This window comes from Herbaspirillum sp. 1130, assembly GCF_017833835.1.
In the GTDB taxonomy this organism is placed as follows: Bacteria; Pseudomonadota; Gammaproteobacteria; order Burkholderiales; family Burkholderiaceae_D; genus Herbaspirillum; species Herbaspirillum huttiense.
Window position 1 is genome coordinate 47,499 of sequence record NZ_JAFICQ010000002.1, and the last position, 23,555, is coordinate 71,053.

18 protein-coding genes and 1 pseudogene are annotated in these 23,555 nt (G+C 61.6%); 11 read left to right on the plus strand and 8 right to left on the minus strand.

Annotated elements, in window-relative coordinates:
- Nucleotides 1-5: 5 nt before the first annotated feature.
- The 6 genes from JOD78_RS09030 (at nt 6) to JOD78_RS09055 (ending at nt 8,571) form a co-directional block, all read left to right on the plus strand.
- The gene (locus JOD78_RS09030; protein ID WP_008334355.1) at nt 6-1,202 is read left to right on the plus strand and encodes an acetyl-CoA C-acyltransferase; all 1,197 of its coding nucleotides are present in this window, start codon (nt 6-8) and stop codon (nt 1,200-1,202) included.
- A 102-nt stretch (nt 1,203-1,304) separates the two neighbouring features.
- On the plus strand, nt 1,305-2,069 hold the full coding sequence (locus JOD78_RS09035) for an enoyl-CoA hydratase (RefSeq protein WP_204726221.1): 765 nt from the start codon (nt 1,305-1,307) through the stop codon (nt 2,067-2,069).
- A 298-nt stretch (nt 2,070-2,367) separates the two neighbouring features.
- Nucleotides 2,368-4,830: a type VI secretion system Vgr family protein gene (locus JOD78_RS09040; protein ID WP_209568249.1), complete on the plus strand. Its 2,463-nt coding sequence runs from the start codon at nt 2,368-2,370 to the stop codon at nt 4,828-4,830.
- A gap of 18 nt (nt 4,831-4,848) precedes the next feature.
- Nucleotides 4,849-7,056, plus strand: coding sequence for a hypothetical protein (locus JOD78_RS09045; protein ID WP_209568247.1), 2,208 nt, complete (start codon nt 4,849-4,851; stop codon nt 7,054-7,056).
- Complete coding sequence (locus JOD78_RS09050) at nt 7,053-7,751, plus strand: hypothetical protein (protein ID WP_209568245.1); 699 nt, start codon at nt 7,053-7,055, stop codon at nt 7,749-7,751. The genes JOD78_RS09045 and JOD78_RS09050 overlap by 4 nt, the downstream gene beginning before the upstream one ends.
- Nucleotides 7,752-7,869: 118 nt before the next feature.
- Entirely contained in the window at nt 7,870-8,571 is a 702-nt protein-coding gene (locus JOD78_RS09055; protein WP_134135749.1) for a hypothetical protein, read from the plus strand.
- A 35-nt stretch (nt 8,572-8,606) separates the two neighbouring features.
- Here the strand turns inward: JOD78_RS09055 and JOD78_RS09060 are convergent, their stop codons facing one another.
- From JOD78_RS09060 to JOD78_RS09075, 4 genes are read right to left on the minus strand one after another with little or no spacing between them, the layout of a single operon-like run.
- Nucleotides 8,607-9,110: an Lrp/AsnC family transcriptional regulator gene (locus JOD78_RS09060; RefSeq protein WP_134135747.1), complete on the minus strand. Its 504-nt coding sequence runs from the start codon at nt 9,108-9,110 to the stop codon at nt 8,607-8,609.
- Nucleotides 9,111-9,145: 35 nt separating this feature from the next.
- Entirely contained in the window at nt 9,146-10,501 is a 1,356-nt protein-coding gene (locus JOD78_RS09065) for an aspartate aminotransferase family protein (protein ID WP_209568244.1), read from the minus strand.
- Between the two features lie 14 nt (nt 10,502-10,515).
- Nucleotides 10,516-11,562, minus strand: coding sequence for a phosphotransferase (locus JOD78_RS09070; protein WP_209568243.1), 1,047 nt, complete (start codon nt 11,560-11,562; stop codon nt 10,516-10,518).
- Nucleotides 11,563-11,598: 36 nt separating this feature from the next.
- Nucleotides 11,599-12,264, minus strand: a complete 666-nt coding sequence (locus tag JOD78_RS09075; protein ID WP_134135743.1) for a haloacid dehalogenase type II — start codon at nt 12,262-12,264, stop codon at nt 11,599-11,601.
- A gap of 314 nt (nt 12,265-12,578) precedes the next feature.
- Here JOD78_RS09075 and JOD78_RS09080 point away from each other — a divergent pair, with 314 nt between their 5' ends.
- Nucleotides 12,579-13,853, plus strand: a complete 1,275-nt coding sequence (locus tag JOD78_RS09080; protein WP_209568242.1) for an FAD-binding oxidoreductase — start codon at nt 12,579-12,581, stop codon at nt 13,851-13,853.
- Here JOD78_RS09080 and JOD78_RS09085 read toward each other — a convergent pair.
- Together JOD78_RS09085 and JOD78_RS09090 are read right to left on the minus strand one after the other, a co-directional pair.
- A complete protein-coding gene (locus JOD78_RS09085; RefSeq protein WP_134135741.1) occupies nt 13,834-15,000 on the minus strand; it encodes a GGDEF domain-containing protein in 1,167 nt (388 codons plus the stop codon). The genes JOD78_RS09080 and JOD78_RS09085 overlap by 20 nt on opposite strands.
- 106 nt (nt 15,001-15,106) lie before the next feature.
- A complete protein-coding gene (locus JOD78_RS09090; RefSeq protein WP_121042417.1) occupies nt 15,107-15,298 on the minus strand; it encodes a hypothetical protein in 192 nt (63 codons plus the stop codon).
- 220 nt (nt 15,299-15,518) lie between these two features.
- Here JOD78_RS09090 and JOD78_RS09095 point away from each other — a divergent pair, with 220 nt between their 5' ends.
- From JOD78_RS09095 to JOD78_RS09110, 4 genes and pseudogenes are all read left to right on the plus strand, one after another.
- A complete protein-coding gene (locus JOD78_RS09095; protein ID WP_121043064.1) occupies nt 15,519-17,531 on the plus strand; it encodes an EAL domain-containing protein in 2,013 nt (670 codons plus the stop codon).
- A gap of 216 nt (nt 17,532-17,747) precedes the next feature.
- Nucleotides 17,748-18,677 (plus strand): annotated as a pseudogene (locus JOD78_RS09100) (bifunctional enoyl-CoA hydratase/phosphate acetyltransferase); the annotation flags it as partial.
- On the plus strand, nt 18,674-19,855 hold the full coding sequence (locus JOD78_RS09105) for an acetate/propionate family kinase (protein ID WP_121042421.1): 1,182 nt from the start codon (nt 18,674-18,676) through the stop codon (nt 19,853-19,855). The pseudogene JOD78_RS09100 and the gene JOD78_RS09105, both read left to right, overlap by 4 nt.
- An 83-nt stretch (nt 19,856-19,938) precedes the next feature.
- Nucleotides 19,939-20,994, plus strand: a complete 1,056-nt coding sequence (locus tag JOD78_RS09110; protein ID WP_310162082.1) for an alpha/beta fold hydrolase — start codon at nt 19,939-19,941, stop codon at nt 20,992-20,994.
- Nucleotides 20,995-21,003: 9 nt separating this feature from the next.
- On the opposite strand, the gene JOD78_RS09115 is transcribed toward JOD78_RS09110, so the two are convergent.
- Both JOD78_RS09115 and JOD78_RS09120 read right to left on the minus strand, forming a co-directional pair.
- Nucleotides 21,004-22,434: a GGDEF domain-containing protein gene (locus JOD78_RS09115; RefSeq protein WP_245202107.1), complete on the minus strand. Its 1,431-nt coding sequence runs from the start codon at nt 22,432-22,434 to the stop codon at nt 21,004-21,006.
- Nucleotides 22,435-22,693: 259 nt separating this feature from the next.
- A complete protein-coding gene (locus JOD78_RS09120; protein ID WP_121042426.1) occupies nt 22,694-23,344 on the minus strand; it encodes a TetR/AcrR family transcriptional regulator in 651 nt (216 codons plus the stop codon).
- Between the last annotated feature and the right edge of the window lie 211 nt (nt 23,345-23,555).

The following is a 23,555-nucleotide window of genomic DNA, read 5'->3' on the forward strand; positions in this document are numbered from 1 at the left end:
TGGTAATGAGCAAACAACTGCAAGACGCCTACATCGTCGCCGCCACCCGCACCCCCATCGGCAAGGCGCCGCGTGGCATGTTCAAGAACACCCGTCCGGATGACCTGCTGGTGCGTGCCATCCAGTCCGCCGTGGCACAGGTGCCGGGCCTGGATCCCAAGCTGATCGAGGACGCCATCGTCGGCTGCTCCTTCCCCGAAGGCGCGCAAGGCCTGAACATGGCGCGCAATGCCGTGCTGCTGGCCGGCCTGCCCAACACCATCGGCGGCGTCACCATCAACCGCTACTGCGCCTCCGGCATCACCGCCATTGCCATGGCCGCCGACCGTATCCGCGTCGGCGAAGCCGATGTCATGATCGCTGCCGGTGCGGAATCGATGTCCATGGTACCGATGATGGGTTTCCATCCTTCCATCAACATCAATGCCTTCAAGGATGAGAACGTCGGCATGGCCTATGGCATGGGCCTGACCGCCGAGAAGGTGGCACAGCAGTGGAAGGTCTCGCGTGAAGCGCAGGACGAATTCTCGCTGGCCTCGCACCAGAAGGCCATCGCCGCACAGCAGGCCGGTGAATTCGCCGACGAGATGACCTCGGTCGAGATCGTCGAGCGCTTCCCCAACCTGGCCACCGGCGAGATCGACATCAAGACCCGTACCGTCGCCCTGGACGAAGGTCCGCGCGCCGATTCCAACCTGGCCGCGCTGGCCAAGCTGAAACCCGTCTTCGCCGCCAAGGGCAGTGTCACCGCCGGCAACAGCTCGCAGACCTCCGATGGCGCAGGTGCGCTGATCATCGTTTCGGAAAAGATCCTGAAGCAATTCAACCTGACCCCGCTGGCGCGCTTCGTCTCCTTCGCCGTGCGCGGCGTGCCGCCGGAGATCATGGGCATCGGTCCGAAGGAAGCGATTCCTGCGGCCCTGAAGGCCGGTGGCCTGACCCAGGACCAGATCGACTGGATCGAACTGAACGAAGCCTTCGCTGCACAAGCGCTGGCCGTCATCGGCGACCTGGGCCTGGACCCGAGCAAGGTCAACCCCATGGGCGGTGCGATTGCCCTGGGTCACCCGCTGGGGGCCACCGGTGCGATCCGTGCCGCCACCACCATCCATGCACTGCGCCGCAAGAACCTGAAGTACGGCATGGTGACCATGTGCGTGGGTACCGGCATGGGTGCGGCGGGCATCTTCGAACGCGTCTGATCCGCGCCCGCAAGGCCTGATGCAAAAGCCGCACTGCGCATGCCGTGCGGCTTTTTTCATGAACCTTATAAATCATTTATAACATTCAAGGAGACTGTGCAGATGGATATCCAGCTCACCAAGGCCGATGGCATCCTGACCATCCACTTCGATCGCGAAGACAAGAAGAACGCCATCACCGCGGCCATGTACCAGCAGCTGGCCGATGCCCTGAAGGAGGCCGAGACTGACAATGCGGTCCGCGCCATTCTCTTCACCGGCAAGCCCAAATCCTTCTCGGCGGGTAATGACCTGGAAGACTTCCTGAAGAATCCGCCCAAGACCCAGGATGCGCCGGTATTCCAGTTCCTGTGGCAGATCAGCCATGCCAGCAAGCCCATCGTGGCGGCCGTCTCGGGCGTGGCCGTGGGCATCGGTACCACGCTGCTGCTGCATTGCGACCTGGTGTATGCGGCCGACAATGCCAAGTTCTCGATGCCCTTCACGCAACTGGGTTTGTGCCCGGAGGCGGCGTCTTCGCTGCTCTTGCCGCACATCGCCGGTTACCAGCGTGCGGCCGAGAAGCTGTTGCTGGGCGAAGCCTTCGGCGCAGACGAAGCCTGCCAGATGGGTGTGGTCAATCGCGTGCTGCCGCTGGAGGAGTTGCTGCCCTATGCGCTGCAGCAGGCAGCCAAGCTGGCGGCGCTGCCGGCGGCCTCGATCCGGGTGACCAAGCAGTTGATGAAGAAGAATCGCGTCACCGCGACCGAACAGCAGATGGTGGCCGAGATCGAGCATTTCTCGCGCATGCTGACCGCGCCTGAGGCCAAGGAAGCGTTCACGGCTTTCTTCGAGAAGCGCAAGCCGGATTTCACGCAGTTTTCCTGATGTCATGGTGCATCTCCTGCGGTTGGTGCTGCCGGAGATGCCATCTGACCTGCGGTGGTCCTGAACGGTCAACCGCAGTGCAATGTGGTACTGAAATTCTGCTAGCAGTCAGTGCAGCAAAAGAAATGAGAATTTCATCAAAATTTACTTAACAAGTAGGTCGGCTTGTCCCGTTTTTCATCCTCCCATTAAGGCGAAAATTCTAGGATTTCTTCGCTATCGCAGCGGATCCTGACTGGCTAACATCGTCCTCCTTTTCATCGCGTTTCAACGCAGGTGAGGCTTTCAAGGAGGAGGCATGCACGAGACATTTCAAGCATTGAACCGGCTGATGCAGAGCCAGGAGCAGCGGCGCTTCTTGCGCCTGCACTTTCCGCATCAAGATGCCCCTGCCGCTCGCTTCGCAGTGCATCAGATTGAGGCGGAGGAAGGTCTCTCCCGTGATTTTTCCTTCAAGGTCGAATTGTTGTCGGATGAGCCCAGCCTGTCCCTCAAGGAGATGCAGGGAAAGCTGCTCAATGTGGCCATGGTCCGATCCGATGGCAGCCTGCGCTATTTCTCCGGTTATGTCTTCGGCTTTCGTCGCCTCCATTCGGACGGCGCGCTGACGCTCTATGAAGCCTGGCTAGGTCCCTGGCTGAAATTCCTTGCTTTGCGCAAGGATAACTATCTTTTCCACGGCAAGACTCTGCGGGAGCAGAGTGAAAGCATCTTCTCGGACTATTCCTTTTATCCCCGGTGGGAATGGCAGGTCAGCGGCGAAGATCCGCCCATGACCGATGCCTGCCAGTTCAACGAAACCGACTTCAATTACTTGTGCCGCCGCTGGGAAGCCGCAGGCTGGCATTACTTCTATCGGCATGATGAACAGGGACATACGCTCGTCGTCGCCAGCGATTCCAGCTGCTGCCTGCCCATTGATTGTGGTCCTGAGGTGCGCTTTCACGATCAGGGCGGGGCGAGTGAGGAGGATGGCATCCGCCGCTGGGCATGCACGCGCGAGATGATGCCGGCCAGCGTGGCCTTGAGTTCGTTCAACTTCAAGGATCCGCGTCCGGTCTGGCGCGATGCGCCCACGCTGAACCAGCAGGGATGCGTGCCGCATGTGGAGTCGTATGAATATGCCGGTGCCTATGGATTCCGCAATGCCGATGCCGGATACGAGATGGCCAAGCTGCGCATGGAAGAAGTGGAGGCCATTGCCAAGTCTTATCAAGGCGAAGGCAATTGCCGCTACATCGAGCCGGGTCGTTACTTTCGCCTGGTTGATCACTTCAACCACGGACCGCGCGGCCGGAGTGATGCCACTGGCAAGGATGACTTCCTGATCCTCTCCGTGAAGCACAAGGCAGTCAACAATGTGTTGCAGCGAGCACCATTAGAGCGCTCCCGCTATGAGCAATGGCTCACGTGCACGCGTCGCTCCATCCCTTGGCGACCAGGACGCCAGTTCAACAGCGAAGACACGCGGATACTGGCACCGCAGACGGCCACCGTCGTAGGTCCTTCCGGCCCGGACAGCATTCATACGGACGAGTATGGCCGGGTGCGCGTCCAGTTTCACTGGGACCGGATCGGTGGCAACGATGACCGCAGTTCGGCCTGGATCCGGGTTGCCGGGCCATGGGCTGGTGCAGAGCTTGGGAGCGCGGCCATTCCCCGGGTGGGCTCGGAAGTCGTCGTGCACTGGCTATCCGGTGACCCTGACCGGCCGATCATTCTTGCTGCCGTGGCCAATCGCTGGAACATGCCGCCCTGGACCTTGCCTGAGCAGCGGGCACTTTCCGGCTTGCGTAGCCGCGAGCTGGCGCCGGGCACGGGAAATGCACCGGGCGGACGCGGCAATCATCTGATTCTCGACGATACGACTGAACAGCTGCAGGTTCAGTTGAAGTCCGATCATCAATGCAGTCAGCTCTCGCTGGGTCACATCGTGCGCATAGAGCGGACGCAGGGCCGGGAAGAGGCCCGTGGAGAGGGCTGGGAGCTGGCCACCAATGCGTGGGGTGTGGCGCGTGCTGGCCGCGGCATGCTCATTACCACCGAGGCACGCCGCAATGCCGGAGGCCCGGCCAAGGATTTGGGCGAAACGGCACAACGTCTGGCGCTGGCACAGCAAGCCTTGGAGCATCACGCCGACTTTGCAGAACAATGCGGTGCGCTGGTGCCGGGGGAGTTGTCGGACATGGCTGCTGCGCTGAATAAGCAGAACAATGCCATCTCCGGAAAGGGTTGCGTTGCCGGGAGCGCAGCTTTTCCCGAGTTCGCCACGCCGCAACTGGTGCTGGCGAGCCCTGTCGGCATCGCCGGCAGCACGGACGGATCCACCCATCTTTCCAGCACGGAACATACCGTCGTCAGTACCGGCGGCACTGTGGCCGTTACAGCCGGAAACAGCTTCTTTGCCAGTGTACGCAATAGCTTGCGCTTATTGGTGCACCGGGCCGGGATGAAACTCATCGCGGCGGCGGGCAATATCGACATGCACGCACTGAGCGACAGCATCCACCTGCTGGCCAAACTCAAGATCACGCAGACAGCCGGGCAAATCACGATCACGGCGAAGGAAGAAATTCTCATCAATGGTGGTGGAAGTTACGCCCGCTTCAGTGGCGATGGCGTCGAGTTCGGAACCAGTGGCGACTTTATCGTGCATGCCGCCAATCATGAATTCACTTCACCCAAATCAATGAATGCGCAACTGGTGATTCCTGCTCAGGGCGGATTTGACAACGCTGGTGCGTTTCTCTTTTCGGCCTGATCGACGCGAGACTCTCTCATGATCATTACCTATCCCATTCATCTGCCCTACGTAGCCGGAGCGGAACAGCGTGTCGTCCCCGATGCGCTCTATCACCAGAGTGAAATTCTGAGCGGCTCTTATCCCATGGGGAAGAATCGATTCTGGCATGGCGGAGTGCACCTTCATCCGGCGGATCGCAACACGCCCATCCGCGCGATTGCTGCTGGCGAGCTGGTGGCCTATCGCTATGACGATACCGATACCGGAGATGAACTCTTTGAGAAGGCCAGCTATTCGCGCAGCTTCATTTTGCTCAGGCATGAGACGGAACTTGGCCAGACCTCACTGGGTACCAGCAAGCTGGTGTTCTATTCGCTCTACATGCATCTGCGAGCGTGGAGCAAGGTCAAGGAAAAATCGGGAGAGCAGGCCATCAATTTCCTGAAGAAGAGGATTCCCGAAAGGCCACGCATGAAGAACAAGTCTCCGCTGATCGACAAGCAAGGTCGGCCAATCATGGAGCCAGCCCATGATGAGACGGTCCTGCCTGCGGCAGATTGCCAGATACAACTGGGGACTGAGTTTTCGCGTGTGCAGCGCGGCGATGTACTGGGCTATTGCGGCAGCATTCCCGACAACCTGGCCACACCGTCTCAGGGTATTCATTTCGAAATCTTCTTTGAGGATCCTCGTTTTCTTCAAAACCCGATGCAGGCGATCTGGGGCAAATGCTGGCTGACAGCCAGCCTCAGGGTATTGGACGAACTGCTCGTGAAGCATGAGCTGGAAGTGGATCCCGAAAAGCCATTGATCGTGGTGGAGGATAAAGACAAGGACAAAGACAAAGGCGGGTGTCTCAATATTCAGACCGAGGACAAGAAGAACTGGTGGATCGAGAAGGACCAGTTCGTGGAGACAGAAGTACCTGCCGATCTCAAGAAAAAGACAGCCGCGAGGAAGGCCTACATGCCGACAGGGAAGCGGCTCATCGGCTATGCCAAGAATCCTGTCACGAATGCCCGCACATTGGAAGCTGGCAGTTTGATCGTTCCGTGGAGCGGGCCGTGGTTGAATGCCGGCGAATTCCAGGAGCGCCAATATGAAGGCAAACTCTGGATCCAGATTTTCAAACCGGATCAAAACAAGATCTTCTGGGCGGAAAAAAGTGCGGTTAAGTATCTCAGCGATGCTGACTGGAAGGATTTCAGGAAGGTTGAGGAGCATGGTCAATTCAGTGCTGACGGCTTCATGGACGACGAGGGCCTGCAGCGCCTGATCCAGGAGAGTCAGAAAGGGCGCACCGACACGAAGACTGTGCAGTCAGACAAGGATGAAATGGTCCGCCATGTGGTCACCCGACACCCCACCGAGTGGAGCAATCAGGGCATCGCTCAGCGCTATGAGCGTGTGACGAAGGAGGACTTCGGTGCGCAGAAATTGACGCAAGAGCAGTTTCAGAAGTTGATCCGGCACATCGAACGCCAGACCTTCTGGGAGAAGGTGCCGGGATTGCCGGATGCGCGCGGAGTGTGGCATGTGCATCCGATCAAGTTCATTGAGCATTTGGCGAAATGCATGTGGTTGTCGAAGGAGGAGCTGGCATTGGTTTATCCGTCCATGGGCTCTCTCGCTGCTGCCACGATCAGTCATGGCACATCAGAAGAACTCCGGGAGAAGTATCGCGCTGAGATCAACAAGTGCTGTTTCAAGTATGGGCTCAACAGTCGGTTGCGGATGGCGCATTTCTTGGCGCAGGGAGCCGTTGAGTCGGTGAGTCTTACCTATATGCTAGAAGTGACGGACGGCCATGGTTATGAACATAGCGAACAACTCGGCAATGTTTCTCCTGGAGATGGGCCGCGATTCAAAGGGAGGGGATTCAAACAATTGACTGGACGCTACAACTATGGCGAGTACTGGGCGTTTCGCGGATGGTTATCCAAGGGATTGGATTTTGATTTTGGCTGGAACATAAAATCTGGCGGCAAAGGTGACAAAGAGAAACGTCCGCCGCTCATCAAGGATCCAGACCGCATTCTTGAAACGAATTTCAACTGTATTGATACAGCAGCGTGGTACGCCGTGCTGTTCAGGCACAAGACGATCGAAGCCATGGATATGGCTGATGTCCGCGGCGTGACCCTTGCGATAAACGGCGGGAATGCAACCTTGGCGTGGGAACAAAAAGCCAATCTTCCCGACAGGAAAAACTTTACACAAAGGATCAAGAGAGTTTTGCAATGAGCCCTTTCTTCCGCCACTTGGTTCTCTTCGGCACCTTAATATTTCATGAAACTGGCCTCAGCAAAGAAAGGGAGGAAATTGACTATTCGCTATCAATATACCGTCAAACTGGTTTTGAAGAGCCTTTTCGCAGTCTATATATTGAAAAGTTGGTCCTGAAAAGGTCTGCCGCGATCGGAAAGGCTCAAGTACTTAGGATCAATAGAGCTCTCGAAGAGAGATATGCGTCGGTATATGCCGAGGCGCGCAGCTGTCATGAGCCGGAATTCAGGCATCCATGGGGCTATCGCTTCCTCCATCAGAAGATCTATTCAGCCCATGGAGTGCTGGGCATCGTATTCGATTTCCAAGCGGTCTGCGGTGGCGTCCCTTATTTTGGGAAAAGTGTAAAAAACTTCGCTATCAGAACAGGTAAGGCAATTTCAAGCCATCAGATCGTTAAAAAATATGCGCCTTCGCTGTTTGAGGCTGGTGCAGTCGCAAAGGGCAGTCTTCTTGTCCTTGGCGAAGATGCTGCCGAGATTCTGATTGAGCAGAATGGACACTTGTTGACAGCTGACTTGAAAGAATTCTGTAGTTTCCACTTCAAGACTACGGCTTTCCACATCTTGATAAGGGACGAGGGATTGTTTCTCATGCCGTTATTCCAGCGGCCTTATTCGGCATGTCAAAAGGAATATCCAATCAGAAGATGAATGCCTGCGGTCTGTCTACCAGTCAAACTGGACCCGCGGAAGGTTGCTCTCTCTATTCATTATTCCCTGACCTATTGTCATCAAGCAGATGGCATTTGATCGGATCAAAGGCGATACCATGAAAAAATTGCTCCTGCGAACAGCCGCACTGGGAGCGGCCATTCTTAGTCCCTGCACTCAAGCACGAGAACTCGAACTCGACGATCAAAAATTCGATATTTCCGTCTACAGGAAAACCGGTCCACGTGACGCAATGAATCGCATCTATACCGAGAAGATAAGAGTGAAGCCAGGAGGACGGATATCGAAGGACGCAGCCAGCCAGATCCATGCCACCATGGAAAAGTTTTATCAGTCACTGTTCGCACAGGGAAAAACCTGTCGTCCCGATCCACAAGGTGGTGCATGGGCTTATGAAGCAGAGTTTGATGAAGCCCTGATGGCGTTCCGGACCATGAGCATCGTCTTCAACGTCACCAGTGCATGCGCTGGAAACCATGTCTTCGACAAAGTGGGCTGGACCTTCGATATCAGCACGGGAAAACAGCTTCCACCCATAGCGCTGATCAATCGCTACGTCCCCTCCCTGCGCAAGGCAGGTGTCCGCACGAATGGAAATTTCCTGCAGTTGAACAAGGATGCAGTCGCACTGGTCATGTCCAACCTGAAGCCGGAGATAAAGACGGCCTGCCTGGATTATTTTGAGCGATCCAACTATGGTGTATGGCTTGATGAGGAAGGCGACGTCGTCTTCTCTCCCGTCTTTGACTATCGCTACGTGAACTGCGCAGGCCGCTACTACATGGCGGCTGAGAAATGAAAAGCTGCGAGAACGCAGAGATCACTACACCCTCGCTATTTCCAGCTGCTCTTCCCCGAAGCAATCACCTCCACCGGCTCCACCCGCTGCTCATAGGGATGGCGCAACACAATGCGGCTGGCGAATTTCTCGATGCCGATCTCGTCCTCCAGCAGGCGTTCCATCAACTCCTGGAACAGCGCCACGGTGGGCGAGACGATCTTGAGCAAATAGTCATACCCCCCGCTGACGTTGTAGCACTCCACGATTTCCGCATACCTGGCCGCGCCCTGTTCGAACTTGCGAAAGTCGGCGGGACGGTGACTGCCCAGCGTGATTTCGGAGAACACCATGACATGGCCGCCCAATTTGTCCAGCGCGACCCGGGCTGCATAGCCGGCGATGACGCCGTTTTCTTCCATGCGCTTGGTCCGGGTCAGGCAGGGACTGGGGCTGAGATTGACGGCCTCGGCCAGCTCCACGTTCGAGCACCGGCCCTCGCGCTGCAAGTGCTCGAGGATCTTGATGTCGGTGCGGTCGAGAGGGTCGGTAGGTCGCATGGTCCGATCATAGCACCGCATCGCCGGCCTCAGGATCAACGCCGCCCCGCCGCCGATCGCGCTTCCGTCAGCGACTCGTCCAGTGCATCGATCACCATGCCCGCCTGTTCCGCCGTCAGCACCAGCGGCGGCCGGATCTTGAGCACGTTGTGGCCCATCGCGCAGGCGCTGAGCAGCACGCCCTTCTGACGCATGCGGTTGACCACCTCGCTGGTGAGCGCGCGGTCAGGCGTGCGCTGCGTCCGGTCCGAGACCAGTTCGACACCCACGAACATGCCCGCACCGCGCACGTCGCCGATCGCTTCGTGTCGTTCGGCCAGCGCACGGATGCCGTCAAGCAGCACGCCACCGACCTCCCGTGCATGGGGAATCAGGCCTTCATGTTCAATCGTCTTCAGCACCGCCAGCGCAGCGGCACACGAGACCGTATTGCCGGCAAAGGTATTGAAGTAGCGCGAGCGCTGCCCGAACTCCTGCAACACATCGGCCGTCGCCAGAATGCCTGCGACCGGCTGGCCATTGCCCATCGGCTTGCCCATGGTCACGATGTCCGGCGCAATCCCGTGGCGCTGGAAGCCCCACATGTGCTCGCCGGTGCGGCCGAAGCCCGGTTGCACTTCATCGGCGATGAACAGGCCGCCGGCCTCCTTGATGGCCTGCACCGCGCCTTTGAGGAAGCCCGCTGGTCCCGGCAGGATGCCGTCACTGGTTAAGAGTGAATCCACGATCAGGGCGGCAGGCTGGATGCCGTGCCGCTGCAGGTCGGCGATGGCGGCTTGCACGTCGCGGGTGAATTTTTCTCCCAAATCCTGCCCCGGCGCATGATAGGCACGCGGGGCCGGCACCAGGCGCACATGCGGTCCCAGGTTGACGCTGCTGCCCAGCGACGGCGAGAACTGCGAGACCGCATCGGTGATGCCGTGATAGGCCGTGTCGGTGACGATCACGCCGGTGCCGCCGGTGCGGACCTTGGCGATGCGATAGGCCAGGTCATTGGCTTCGCTGCCGGTGCAGGTGAGCATCAGGTGCGCCAGCGATGTCTCCGGCACCGTCGCCAGCAGGCGTTCGGCCAGCTCCAGGATGGTGTCGTGCAGGTAGCGCGTGTTGGTGGCCAGCGTTTGCACCTGTTCGCAGATCGCTGCGGTGACGGCCGGATGGCAGTGTCCCAGCGAAGTGACGTTGTTGTACACATCCAGATAACGCCGCCCCTGCGGATCGATCAGCCAGACGCCCTCGCCACGCACGATGTGCAAGGGATGTTCATACATCAGCCGATACGCCGGCCCCAGCAGGGCATTGCGGCGCTCGATCAGGGCCCCGGTGACGGGCCCGACGTCGGCACGGCCGGGGATGTAGGCGTTGACCATGGTGAGGTCGGTAGGGGTGCTCATGCAATGCTCCTGTGTCAGATGTCGGAAAGCAGGCGGTCACGTGCGTCCTGGCGGGGCAGGTCGGCCAGCTGGCCGAGCGCCTCCCAGGCCGCCGGGTTGTGCCGCATGATGTAGGCGCGGTTGTGGGGATAGCGCACCGCGCGCCATTCGGAAATGAGCGCCGTGACCAGATGGCGCGTGACCATGAGGTCGGCGACGATCTCCTGTTCCGGCGCGGTCAGCGGCAGCTCGGCGTGATAGGCCGCGACGAACTGCGCCGGTCCGGCAAACGGATCCTCGCTGCCGGTCATGTGGAAGGCCGCCGCCGTGGCGACTTCACCCACCAGCGGCGCGTGCAGCATGTCGCCGAAATCGATGATGCCGGTGATGCGCTCCAGCTCCTGCGGTGCCACCAGCACGTTGTAGAGGTGATAGTCGTTGTGGATCACCTGCGCACGCACGTCGCCCAGGCGCGGCAGCACATCTCGTTCGAAGCGCGCCATGAAGTGCCGTGCCAGCTGCTGCTTGGCCGGATCCTGCAGGCTCTCCATCTTGTCGCGCAAGCGGTGCGCGGTGGAGACATTCCACAGCAGGTCATGATGTGCCCCGGTGTGGCTGAACCCTTGCAGGGCCAGATCGAGCCTGGCCAGGCCGCTGCCCATGGCGCGCCGCTGGCCGTCGCTGCGTTCGGTGTGCTTGATCTGTACGCCGTCGAGGTAAGTCAGCAGGCGCACCATGCTCACGCTGCCATCCGGCAGTGTCACCTGTTCGATGCTTTGCCCGCTCAAGGAGCGCAGTACGCGCGGAATCGGAAGGTCCGGTGCTGCCCGCGCGATGTGATCCAGCGCGGCGATCTGGAAATCCACCACCGCCGCCTGTTCGGAAGGATTGCTGATCTTCAGCACGTAGCGCGTGCCATCGGCGCTCTCGATGCAGGCGTTCTGGTCGCGCTCACCTCCCAGGGCGCTGGACTTGCCCGCGATGCCATAGCGGACGGCGGCCAGTTGTTCCAGCGCGGCCGGCGCAAGATCAGGTGCCGCCGTATTCAGGGCGGCGGGTTCTTGCAATGCGGTCTCAAGCATGATGCGTCCCGTCTCTCGTAGGCGCGACGGCAGCCATCAAAGGCCTACCAGCGTGGCCAGCTGGCGGAAGTCCGTCAGCCGGCTCACGCCATAGCCATCGCAGTAGGGCTCGTGATTGCGGTCGATGTAAGCCTTGCCCATGAAGCCGAGATCCTTGGCCGTCATCAGGTCATAGCGGAAGCTCGACGAGCAATGCACCATCTCTTCCGGGCCGCAGCCCAGCTGGTCGAACATGTATTCAAAGGCCTGCCCGCGCGGCTTGTAGGCTTGCGCTTCCTCGGCGGTGTAGACCGCATGGAAGGGCGCTTTGAGGTGCGCCACGCTGTGCGGGATCAGGTCGATCATCGAGTTCGAGAGGATCACCAGCGGGATGTGGGGCGCGATCTTCTCCAGCGTTTCCACCACATGCGGATGTGGCTGCCAGGTCGGCACGGCCGCATAGAGGGCCTGGCCATCGCTGTCCCGGCATTCCACGCCATGGGCGTGGCAGGTGCGGCGGATGGCGTTGTCCACCACCTCCAGGAACGGTTTCCAGGCGCCCAGCACTTCGTCGAGACGATAGAAACGGAAGCTGTCCAGGAAGGCCGGCATGCGCTTTTCGTCGACACGGTCGGCGAAGAGCCTGCGGGCGGTCGGGCCCATTTCAAAATTGATCAGGGTGCCATAGCAGTCAAAACTGATGTACTTCGGCTTGAAAGTCATTTGCTCAAACTCCTTCGTTGGGGATGGAAGAAGTATGGCCGCCGGCCTCCAACTAATAATTTTTATTGCGCCGGGATCGGAGCAGCTTCTACTTTTAAAAGTCGGCTTTCCGGCATTTTTCGTTACGCTGCGCTGCTCGTCCTGCTGGCAGCCAGCAAGGACGGGCGCTGCACGAGCATTAACCTGGGCTTAATGCTGCGTTCAATGAGCATTAATCACCGTACCGGGAGCGCGCACCATAATCAGTCCCTACCCTGTTGCGGCCTCGTCCCCTGCGTTCATGATCCGGCTGCCGACTGTCGATGGAGCTCCTGATGCAATTGAAGTCGTACTGGCTGGACACCTCATCCCCCTTCGTCAGCACCCACACCGCCTTGCCGGGCGATGGATGCGACGTACTGGTCGTCGGTGGCGGCATCACCGGTTCAGCGGCCGCCCTGGCGCTGGCGCGCAAGGGGGCCAGGGTGGTGGTGTGCGAAGCGGATATCGTCGGCGGTGCCGCCTCCGGCCGCAACGGCGGCATGTGCAACAACGGCTTCGCGCAGGACTACGCTGCCCTGTCACAACGCCTGGGAACGGAATGGGCCAACCGGCTCTATCGCGCCTTCGATGCCGGCGTCGATACGGTGGAACGGCTGGTGCGCGAGGAATCCATCGACTGCAGTTTTGCACGCTACGGCAAGCTCAAGCTGGCAGCCAAGCCCGAGCACGTCGACAAGCTGGCGCGCAGCCAGGCCCTGCTGGCCGCCAACGTGGACACTGACACGCGCCTGATCACCCGCGCCGAGCTGCGTGACGAACTGGGCAGCGACCGTTACTACGGTGGACTGCTGATGGAGAAGAGCGCCGGCATGCATGTCGGCCGCTATGTGCGCGGCCTGGCCCACGCTGCCCAGCGGCGCGGTGCGATCTACCTCGAACACACTCCCGTGCTGGGCCTGAAGGCGCAAGGAGGCGGCTATCAGGCGCAGACGCCTGCCGGCAGCCTCCGCGCCAGCCAGGTGCTGCTGAGCAGCGGCATTTCCCAGGTCGGTCCCTTGGGCTGGATACGCCGCCGCATCGTGCCGGTCGGCGCTTTCCTGATCGTCACCGAACCCTTGCCGGCGGAGCTGCTGGCACAGTTGCTGCCGACGCGGCGCATGTACACCGACACCAAGAATTTTGTAAATTATTTCCGCGCTACGCCGGACAATCGCCTGCTCTTCGGCGGACGCGCGCGTTTCGCGGTGTCCAATCCGCAGTCCGATGCCCGGAGCGGCGAGATCCTGCGCAGCCAGATGCTGGAGGTCTTCCCGCAACTGGCCAAGGTCCGCATCGACTATTGCTGGGGCGGCATGGTCGACATGACGATGGACCGCCTGCCGCGTGCCGGACAGCGCGATGGCGTGTTCTATTCCATGGGTTACAGCGGCCACGGCACCCACATGGCCAGCCTCATGGGGACGCTGATGGCCGAGGTCATGGACGGCAGGACCGATCTCAATCCATGGAAAGATTTCGACTGGCCGGCCATTCCAGGTCATCTGGGCAAGCCCTGGTTCCTGCCCCTGGTCGGGGCCTGGTACCGGCTCAAGGATTGGCTGCAGTGAGGTGTGCCGGGCTCACGATGAGCCGGTCGCGTCCGGCGCGCTTGGCGTCATACAGGGCCGCATCGGCCAGCGCCATCAGGCTTTCCAGCGCCAGTGCCGGCTTGGTGTAGAGACTGACGCCCACGCTCAGGCTCACCGCCTCGGGAGTGACCACCCCCTTGCGCGCCACGTGGGAGAAGGCCATCCGCAACTGTTCGCCGAGATGGGCGACCTGTTCTTCACGCACATCCTGCAACAGGATCACGAACTCATCCCCGCCCAGCCGCGCGGCCAGCGCATCGGCGGGCAAGACTTCACGCAGCAGCGTGCTCAGGGCTTCCAGCAACTTGTCACCGGCGGCATGGCCGTGCAGGTCGTTGACCTGCTTGAAGTTGTCGATGTCGATCAGCAACAGCGCGCCCGGATGGGCCTCGCTGGCCCGTGCCAGCAGCGCCGGTGCGCGCGCCTGCAGGGCGCGCCGGTTCAGCAGTCCGGTCAGGGGATCACGTGCGGCCAGTTGCCCGATGCGTTCTTCGCGGCGATGGCGCTCGGTGCCGGTCATCGACAAGGCGATCAGCATCACTGCCATCGATCCCTCCACCAGCGACACCTGGATCAACACGCCGCCAAAGGCCGCCAGGTCCACGAACGCCCCCAGCGCCAGCGCCGAGACCGCCTTGGCCACATAGAACAGTCCATGGATCAGCAGTACGAAGCGCAGCTGCACCGCGCCCACGCTCAACGACGCACCATGCGGACGCAGCAGGGCGCTGGCCTGCAAGGTGAGGGCGGCGATCATCAGCGATTGCAGTCCCAGCATCACGCGCGACCACCAGGCGTGCACGGGCAGCAACAGCATCAGCAGCCACAGCAAGGCAATCAGCCACCAGGCGCGCGAGATTCGGGTGCGCGTGAACCAGGCCACGCCCGCCAGGAAGCAGGCATGCGCCGCGATCAGCAAGCCGTTGGCGAACCAGATGCCGACCAGCAGATAGCCGCGCGAGCGCAGCAGCGCAAGGAAGGAGCCGACCGTGATGATGGCGAAGCCGCTGCTCCACAGCAGCAGCGAGCGTTCCCTGACGCTGGTCCATTCGATGGCCAGGTAGAGCGAAGCGGCCGCCGCCAGCGCGATGGTGAGGATGAGAAGAGTGGAGGGATCGAGAGCCATGACAGAAGCAGCGCCAGTTTGCCGCGCAGTAAATACGGCTCCATTTTAGCCTTCCGGCACGATGCCTCCGGAAATCCCTCCGCAGGAGGTGTTGCTGCGGGAGAACTCAGTCTGCCGCCGCTGGCCCGGCAGGTGCCGTTGATGCTTCTTCAGCGTCTGCCGCCGTCGTGCTGCCGGCAGCTTGTTGCGGCGAGAGATGCGGCAGTTTTCTGTTGATCAGGGGCAAGTTCTGACGTTCGCTGCCATCGGGCATGACGGCCTGTTCGGCCGATAACCAGTTGCCGTTGTCTTGGGACATGAGGGTTCTCCAGGTCATGAAAGGGGTTCAGCAAGCCCGGAGCTTGTCTCTTCCGCGCCAACAACTCGTTGATACATCTCAATGGGGCTCATGTTTTGATGGGAATTCTTCTTATTCATTGGATAATACCCGCCATCGGTAGCGCTACCTTGGGCAGGTGGCCGCCGCTTCTGCCTCGCCGCTCGGCGGGCAGCGCAACTGGGCACCACGGGATGGGGATGTGAACGAACTCAAGACAGAAACCGGTGCCGGCGACCACGCGTCCCGGCTTGCATTGCGACAACTGATTCGCGCGGACCAGCTCACGGCGGCCCGCCATACCGTCATGCTGTCGATCCCGGTGGCCTTCGTGCTGAGCGGCATCTCCACTTTCGTGGCCTGGCATTCCGGCAAATTCTGGGTTGCACTGATCTGGCTGGCCTGCGCCACGCTGGTCAACCTGGTGCGGATCCCGCTGTGCCGCCTCTCACCGCAACGCGTGGCGCAACTGGTGCCGTGGATGGCCCCGCGCGGTCAGGTGCGCGACGCCAGCGACGTGGTGGAACTGAACCTGCGCCTGCACTGGATCCTCGCCCTGATCTCGGGCTTCGCCTGGGCCGGCATGCCCTGGCTGAGCGAAGGCTATACCACACCCGAGACCCTGTTCTATCTGACCTGCGTGTGCGGCATCACGGCCGGTGCGGTCACCCACGGCTTCGCGTTTGCTCGCATCCCGATCAGCTTCATCACGCCGCCGCTGCTGTCGGTGATCTTCTGCCTGTTTGCCTTCAATCGCACGCCGACCCGCCTGGCGCTGGCAGCGACGGCCGTGATCTACCTGGCCGGCCTGATTCGCGGTGCCCGCGTGGGCGAGCGCATGTTCGCGCGCGCCTGCGCCCTGAAGAACGAAGCCACTACCGCCAGCCAGGCCCTGGCCGTGGCCCACGAAGACCTGCGCCAGTTCGCCGCGCGCATGCAATACCAGGCCGAGCACGATCTGCTGACCGGCCTGCTGGACCGTGCCGGTTTCATGCAGGTGGCCGCGCAGGTCCTGGTGCAGCAGCGGGAACGCCAATGCCTGATGTTCCTTGACCTGGATGGCTTCAAGGTCATCAACGATGCCTACGGGCACGAAGCGGGCGATCAGGTACTCATCGAAGTGGCACGCCGCCTGCAGGCGGCCTTGCCCGAGGGCGCTACGCTGGCGCGCCTGGGCGGCGATGAATTCGTGATCCTCTATCCGCTCACCGCCCACGCGGAGCCGCCGGAGCACGTGGCGCAGCGCCTGATCGCAGCGATGCGCCAGCCCTTCGCGCGCCTGGCCCATCGTCACATCGGTCTGAGCCTGGGCATCTACCTGTCGCGTGGCGACGATATCAACGAGATGCTGGTCTGCTCGGATGCCGCCATGTACGAGGCCAAGCGCCGTGGCCGCAATCAGTACCAGGTCTTCAATGCGGCGCTGGATGCGCATCTGCAGATGAAGCGCGATGTCGAACGTGATCTGGCGCAGGCGCTGGCCGATGGCGAACTGCAGGTGTGGTTCCAGCCCATCGTCTGCGAGGACGGGCGCGCGCTTGATGGCTTCGAAGCGCTGGTGCGCTGGACGCATCGCCGCCATGGTCCGATTGCGCCGCCCGATCTGATCGAGATTGCAGCGCTGGCAGGACTGTCGGAAGAGCTGCTGCGTTTCATCATGGGCGAGGTGGCGCACATGATCCAGTTCATGCGGGACAACGGCCGCAGCGACCTGCGCGTGTCGATGAACATCTCGCCGCGCGAAATGGAGCGCATCATCATCGAGGATCTGGTGGTGGGCACCCTCAAGCGCCAGAACCTGCCGGCGCAGATGCTGGAGATCGAGATCACCGAAGAGACCGCGCTCGACCTGCAGGCCGCCACCCAGACGCTGACCGCGCTGGCGCTGCAGGGCGTGAGCATCGCCATCGACGATTTCGGCGTGGGCTATTCCTCGCTGGGCTTCCTGCGCCAGCTGCACGTCTCGCGCGTGAAGATCGACCGCAGCTTCGTCACCGGCCTGGCCGACCAGACCGAGAACCAGGCGCTGGTGTCGGCGGTGCTGCAACTGGCGGCCTCCTTCGGCTTCCAGGTGGTGGCCGAGGGTGTTGAGAGCGAGGAAGACCTGCAGGTCCTGCAATCCATGCATTGTCACGCCATGCAGGGGCATTATTTTGCCGAACCGATGCCCGCCGAACGCGCGCGCCAGCACGTGCTGGCACTGACTCCGGCCTGACCGTCCGCAGTCCCGCCCGCGACGGCGGATGCACCCGGACAAAGTTGAAGCAGATCAAGCTTTGTCTTCTCTGTCCGGTTTGCGGGCAATCCTGCAATTGAACTCACCTCCGCCTGCGGCTATGCTGCGACACAGCAAGCCAGCATGAGTGCGTCCGGCCTCATGCCATTCCCTCAGGAGGACACCATGTTTCCACCGACGCAGGCCACGCCTGCCGAGCGCTACGGTCAACTCATCCGCGATGCCCTGGGCGCGCAGGCGATGCGGGTTGCCGTAGTCCATCCCTGTTCTGCCGAGGCCTTGCAGGGCGCGCTGGAGGCGCGCGAAGAGGGCCTGCTGGAGCCGCTGCTGGTCGGGCCTGAAGCCCGGATACGGCGCGTCGCCGAAGAAGCCGGCCTGTCGCTGGCGGGTCTGCAGATCGAGTCCACCGAACACAGCCACGCCGCCGCTGCGCGCGCCGTCGAGCTGGCGGTACGAGGGCAGGTATCCGCGCTCATGAAGGGCAGCCTGCACAGTGATGAACTGCTGGGGGCGGTCGTGGCCTCCGGCTCGGGACTGCGTACCGAGCGCCGCATCAGCCATGTGTATGCCATGGCCATTCCCACCTATGCCAAGCCGCTCATCATCACCGATGCCGCCATCAACATTGCGCCCACCCTGGCGCACAAGCGCGACATCTGCCAGAACGCCATCGACCTGCTGCACGTGATGGGCGTGCCGCGTCCGCATGTGGCGGTGCTGGCGGCAGTGGAGACGGTCAATCCGGCCATGCCCTCCACGCTCGATGCCGCAGCCCTGACCGTGATGGCCACGCGCCATCAGATCACCGGTGCGCTGGTCGACGGTCCGCTGGCTTTCGACAATGCCATCAGTCTGCAATCGGCTAGCATCAAGCAGATTACTTCGCCGGTGGCCGGCAGTGCCGACATCCTGCTGGTCCCCGACCTCGAAGCCGGCAACATGCTGGCCAAGCAATTGATCTACCTGTCACAGGCCGAGGCCGCCGGGCTGGTGCTGGGGGCACGCGTGCCGGTCATCCTCACCAGCCGCGCCGACAGCTTGCGCGTACGTCTGGCCTCCTCGGCACTGGCCCGTCTGTTCGCCTCGCGCAGCAAGGTGCAGGCGGTCGGCAAGGAGGCTGCATGAATCGCTGGCTGCTGACCTTCAATGCGGGATCGTCCTCGATCAAGCTGGGCATCTTCCGGCTCGATGGCGAGCGTGCCAGCAAGATCGGCCACGGACAGCTCGACCTGCATCTGTCTCCCTTGCGGCTGCGCCTGGAGATCGAAGGCGTGGCGTCGGCCATGGCCATCGACGCCGATCCTGCTGCCTCCATGGACAAGGTACTGGAGCAGGTGCTGCACCAGCTGGAGGTGGGTCACGAGCAGGGCGCGCTGTGTGCAGTGGGCCATCGCGTGGTGCATGGCGGCTTGCATCTGGCCCATTCGGTACTGCTGGATGAGCGCATCGAACAGGAACTGGAATCCCTGGCCCCGCTGGCACCCCTGCACCAGCCGCAGAACCTGCGTCTGATCCGCGCCATCGCGCGCCTGCGTCCGGGCCTGCCGCAAACGGCCTCCTTCGATACCGCATTCCATGCGACGCAGGATGCACTGGCGCGCCGCTTCGCGCTGCCGCGCAAGCTGCATGACGAGGGCGTGCTGCGCTATGGTTTCCATGGCATTTCCTACCGCTACATCGCCAGTGAATTGCGCCGCCGCCAGTTGCCCGAGGCGCATGGCAACGTGGTGGTGGCGCATCTGGGCAATGGTGCCAGCCTGTGCGGCATCCAGAACGGGCGCAGTGTCGATGCCAGTACCGGATTCTCCACGCTGGAAGGCGTGCCCATGGGCACGCGCTGTGGTGCTCTCGATGCGGGCGTGCTGCTGTATCTGCTGCAGCAAGGGATGACGCCGGCGGCGCTGGAAGACTTGCTGTACCACCAGTCTGGTCTGCTGGGTGTGTCCGGGGTGAGTGCCGATGTGCGCACCCTGCAGCAGAGTACGGAACCCTCCGCGCGCGAGGCGCTGGAGTTGTTCGCGTTGCGCTGTGCCGGTGAAGCCGCACGCCTGGCGACCACGCTGGGCGGCATGGATGCGCTGGTCTTCACGGCCGGCATCGGCGAACACGACGCGCGCATGCGTGCGGCCATCTGCGCCCGCCTCGACTGGCTGGGCGTGCAGCTCGACGAAAGCGCCAACGCCCAGCATCTCGAATGCATCAGCCATCAGGCCAGCCGCGTGCGCGTGCTGGTGATTCCGACCAATGAAGAACAGGTCATTGCCGACGATGCGGCAAGACTCATCCATGGGAGCCCCGCATGACGACCTCATCTGCCAGCCACGCCCGCCATCCCGCACCAGAGCCTGCGGCCTGCGGGCCCGGTTGCGTACCGCTGTTCTGGCCCATGATGCTGGCCACCGAAGTGTTTCGCCAGGGACAGGAAGTGGTGGACAAGCATCTGCGCTTTCTGGAAGAAGAGACCAAGCTGCATTCCCTGCATCACCCGCAGATGGCCACCGCCAACCAGGTGCGCCTGACGCTGCGTACGCTGAGCTTGCGCGAATACGGCAAGCCCGCTGCCGCGCATGCGGTCCCGACGCTGGTGGTGGCTCCCTATGCGGGACACACCTCGGTGATCGCCGACTACTACCGCGGTCAGAGCCTGGTCGAAACGCTGATGGAACATGGCGTGCCGCACGTGTTCCTGACTGACTGGCACAGCGCCAGCGAGGACATGAAGGACCTGGAGATCGACAACTACCTGGCTGATCTCTGCGTGGTCATCGATGAACTTGGCGGACGCGCCAACCTGGTGGGCCTGTGCCAGGGTGGCTGGATTTCGGCCATGATCGCGGCGCGCTTCCCGCACAAGGTACAGCGGCTGGTACTGGCCGGCTCGCCCATCGATGCCGGGGCGGGAGAAGGCCCGCTCAAGCAGATGGTGGAGCGCACGCCGATTCGCTTCTACGAAGATCTGGTGCGTACCGGCGGCGGCCTCATGCGCGGCAGTTTCATGCTGCAGGGCTGGAAGAACATGCATCCCGACGAGCATTACTTCAGCGAACATGTGGACCTGTTCCAGCACATCGACGACCCGGTGTATCTGGCCAAGCGCGAGATCTTCGCGGCCTGGTACGAAACGCCGATCGACCTGCCGGGACGCTGGTATCTCCAGGCCATCCGCCAGATCTTCAAGGACAATCTGCTGGCACGCGGCCAGTACGTGGCGCTGGGCAAGATGCTGGACCTGCGCGATATCACCTGCCCGCTCTACCTGCTGGCCGGAGAACGCGATGACATCACCACACCCGAGCAGGTGCTCAACGCAGCGCAATTGGTGGGCACCCCTGCTGCGCACATCACGCAGCGCGTGGTGCCGGGCGGGCATATCGGCCTGTTCATGGGCGGGCGCACCCTGGCTGAGGCCTGGCCTCAGATCGCGCAGTGGCTCGCTGCATGAAGGCCGACCTCAGATCGCGGAACTGATCTCCACCCGATTGCGGCCCGCTGACTTGGCGGCATACAAGGCCTGATCGGCTTCGGCCAGGAGTTGTTCGGCTTGCGCGTGACGCTGCAAGTTGGCCTGTGCCACGCCGAGGCTGATGGTGACCTTGCCGAAACGGCTGTGCGCATGCGGCAGGGCGAGGTGCTCGATGGCTGCCCGAATGCGCTCGGCCACCTTGCTCGCGCCAGCCGCATCGCTGCCCGGCAGGATCACCACGAATTCTTCGCCGCCATAGCGCGCCGCGCCGTCCTCATGGCGCGCCAGGCTGGTCCGCAAGGCGGCGGCTACCTGGGCCAGAACCAGGTCGCCGGACTGGTGGCCGTAACCATCGTTGTAGAGCTTGAAGAAATCGACATCGATGAAGATCACGCTGAGCTGCCGCAGCGTTCCCTCGCGCAGGTGCTGCCAGTGGCGCGCCATCAGCTCGTCCATCGAGCGGCGGTTGATCAGTCCGGTCAGGCCATCGATGGTGGCCAGTGTGGTCAGGGTCTTTTCCGACGCATGGCGGCGCAGGAATTCACTTTGCATCGAGCGGAAGAAGGAGAGGGCGCTGAAGATCAGCAGGATGGAACCGATGATGAGGATGGCCAGCGTCTTCTGCCAGTAGTTGTAGATGTTGCTCTTGGCATAGCCGACGAAGACCATCAGGTTGGTGCCCGGCACCGCGTGAAAGGCGTACAGGCGCTCGACGCCGTCATTGACCGACTTCCAGAAGAAGTGACCGGAGTCCTGCTTCAGGAAACTGTCGAGCATCGGTGCCGAACTCAGATTGCGGCCGACCATGGCCGGGTCATAGGGAATGCGCACATACACCGTGGCATCGCGCGAGTAGATCGACAGGACGCCGTTGTTGCCCACATCCACCCCTTCCAGCATGGAGCGGAAATAGGCCAGGTCCAGCACCATCATGGCCACGCCAGCGAAGTTGCCCTGCACGTCGGTGATGCGCCGGGACAGCACGACGACGAAGTAATCCTTGGCCAGCTGGATGGGTTTGGAGAGAAACAGCTTGCCGGCGGGGCTGTCGGCGTTCTGCTGGGCCTGGAAGAAAGGCGCATCGCTGAAATCATTGGTCAGCAGCACCGGCGAACTGCGTGAACTGGAGACCAGGAGGCCGTTCTTGTCGAGCACGGCGGTTTCGACGATGTAGCGATTGACTTGTCCGCCCGTGAAGAGAAACGACCCCAGCTCGCTGCCCGACACCGGGAAATGCAGCACCTGGCGATAGCGTTCGCCGATGGAATCGAGGACCGAACAGAAGAACTCTGCGTGCCGCTGCAGGCCGCGCTGCATCACCAGCGTGATGTTGGCCGCATGGCCGATGGCCGTTTCTTTCGCCTGCTGGTGACTCTGGTAGATGGCACCGCCGCCGAGCAGGATGGCCATCAAGACCATGATCACCCAGCCCCTTTGCACATCGCGCTTCAGGATTTGAATTTTGGACTCCGGAACGTCACAGACCAGATGCGTGGCCCGTCCATTTCTGTTCCGGGAACTGCCTCACGTGGCTATCTGCAGGAAAGGGCGAGCAGGCCGCCTTTTTTTCGAAACGGAATATAGCAGCAAGCGCCAGTGCGCGCAGCTTCCAGGCCGCGGGATGCAGCCTGCCAACAACACGAGCAGGGGAGGTCATACCAGTTGCTGAAGCGATTTCTCAGGCAGCAGGACTTGCAAGCACTGCTGCACCGGGTGCGGCAATCGCAATGGACGCCTTGAGGAACCACGCCAGCACCGATTCGGCGGTCTTGCCATCGACGATGTGCGGTACGCAGCGATAGGAAAAACTCACGCCCTCGCACAAGGCCATCAGCCCGATGGCGATCTCGCGCGGCGGCGCGGCCGGGGCGGTGCCGGTCAGGCGGCAGTAGGCTTCGACGAAGCGGGTGATCTGGCCGTAGCGCTGCTCCAGGAAGGTATCGAGCTGGGCGCGGAATTTTTCGTCGCGCAAGGCAATGATGCGCGCTTCCATCCACAGCAGGCTGCATTTGTCATCGCGGTACAGCGCCGAGTATTGCACTGCCAGCGCGTCGCGCAGGGCATCGGGGTCGGTCAGTTCGCCACCGAGGATGCGCTCGAAACCGCGGTCGATGCTCTCGCCTTCACGGCGCAGCAGCTCGAAGAACAGTTGCTCCTTGTCATCGAAGTTGGAGTAGAAGGCCCCGCGCGAGTATCCGGCGGCGGTGCTGATATCCTCCACGCTGGCCTGCGCGTATCCCTTCTGCATGAACACCGCGTGCGCCGCCTCCAGCAGACGTTCCCGGGTCTGCTCACGGCTTTGCTCGCGGCTGAGTCGTTGGCGTGTCATGGGGCTGGATTCTAACACTGTTGTATTCGGATACAGGATTGCATTTGAATTCATATGTGCATTAGAATCGCTGAACTTTTGTAAAGATGCGGAACGCGCCGCGGTCCGACACCTGACACTACCCTTTCCCGAAAGGAATGCTGTGAAGCCAGTCTCCCGTCCGTGTTCCGGCCGTCTTTCCACGTCTCTTTCGGCCCCTCGCCGCGTCCCG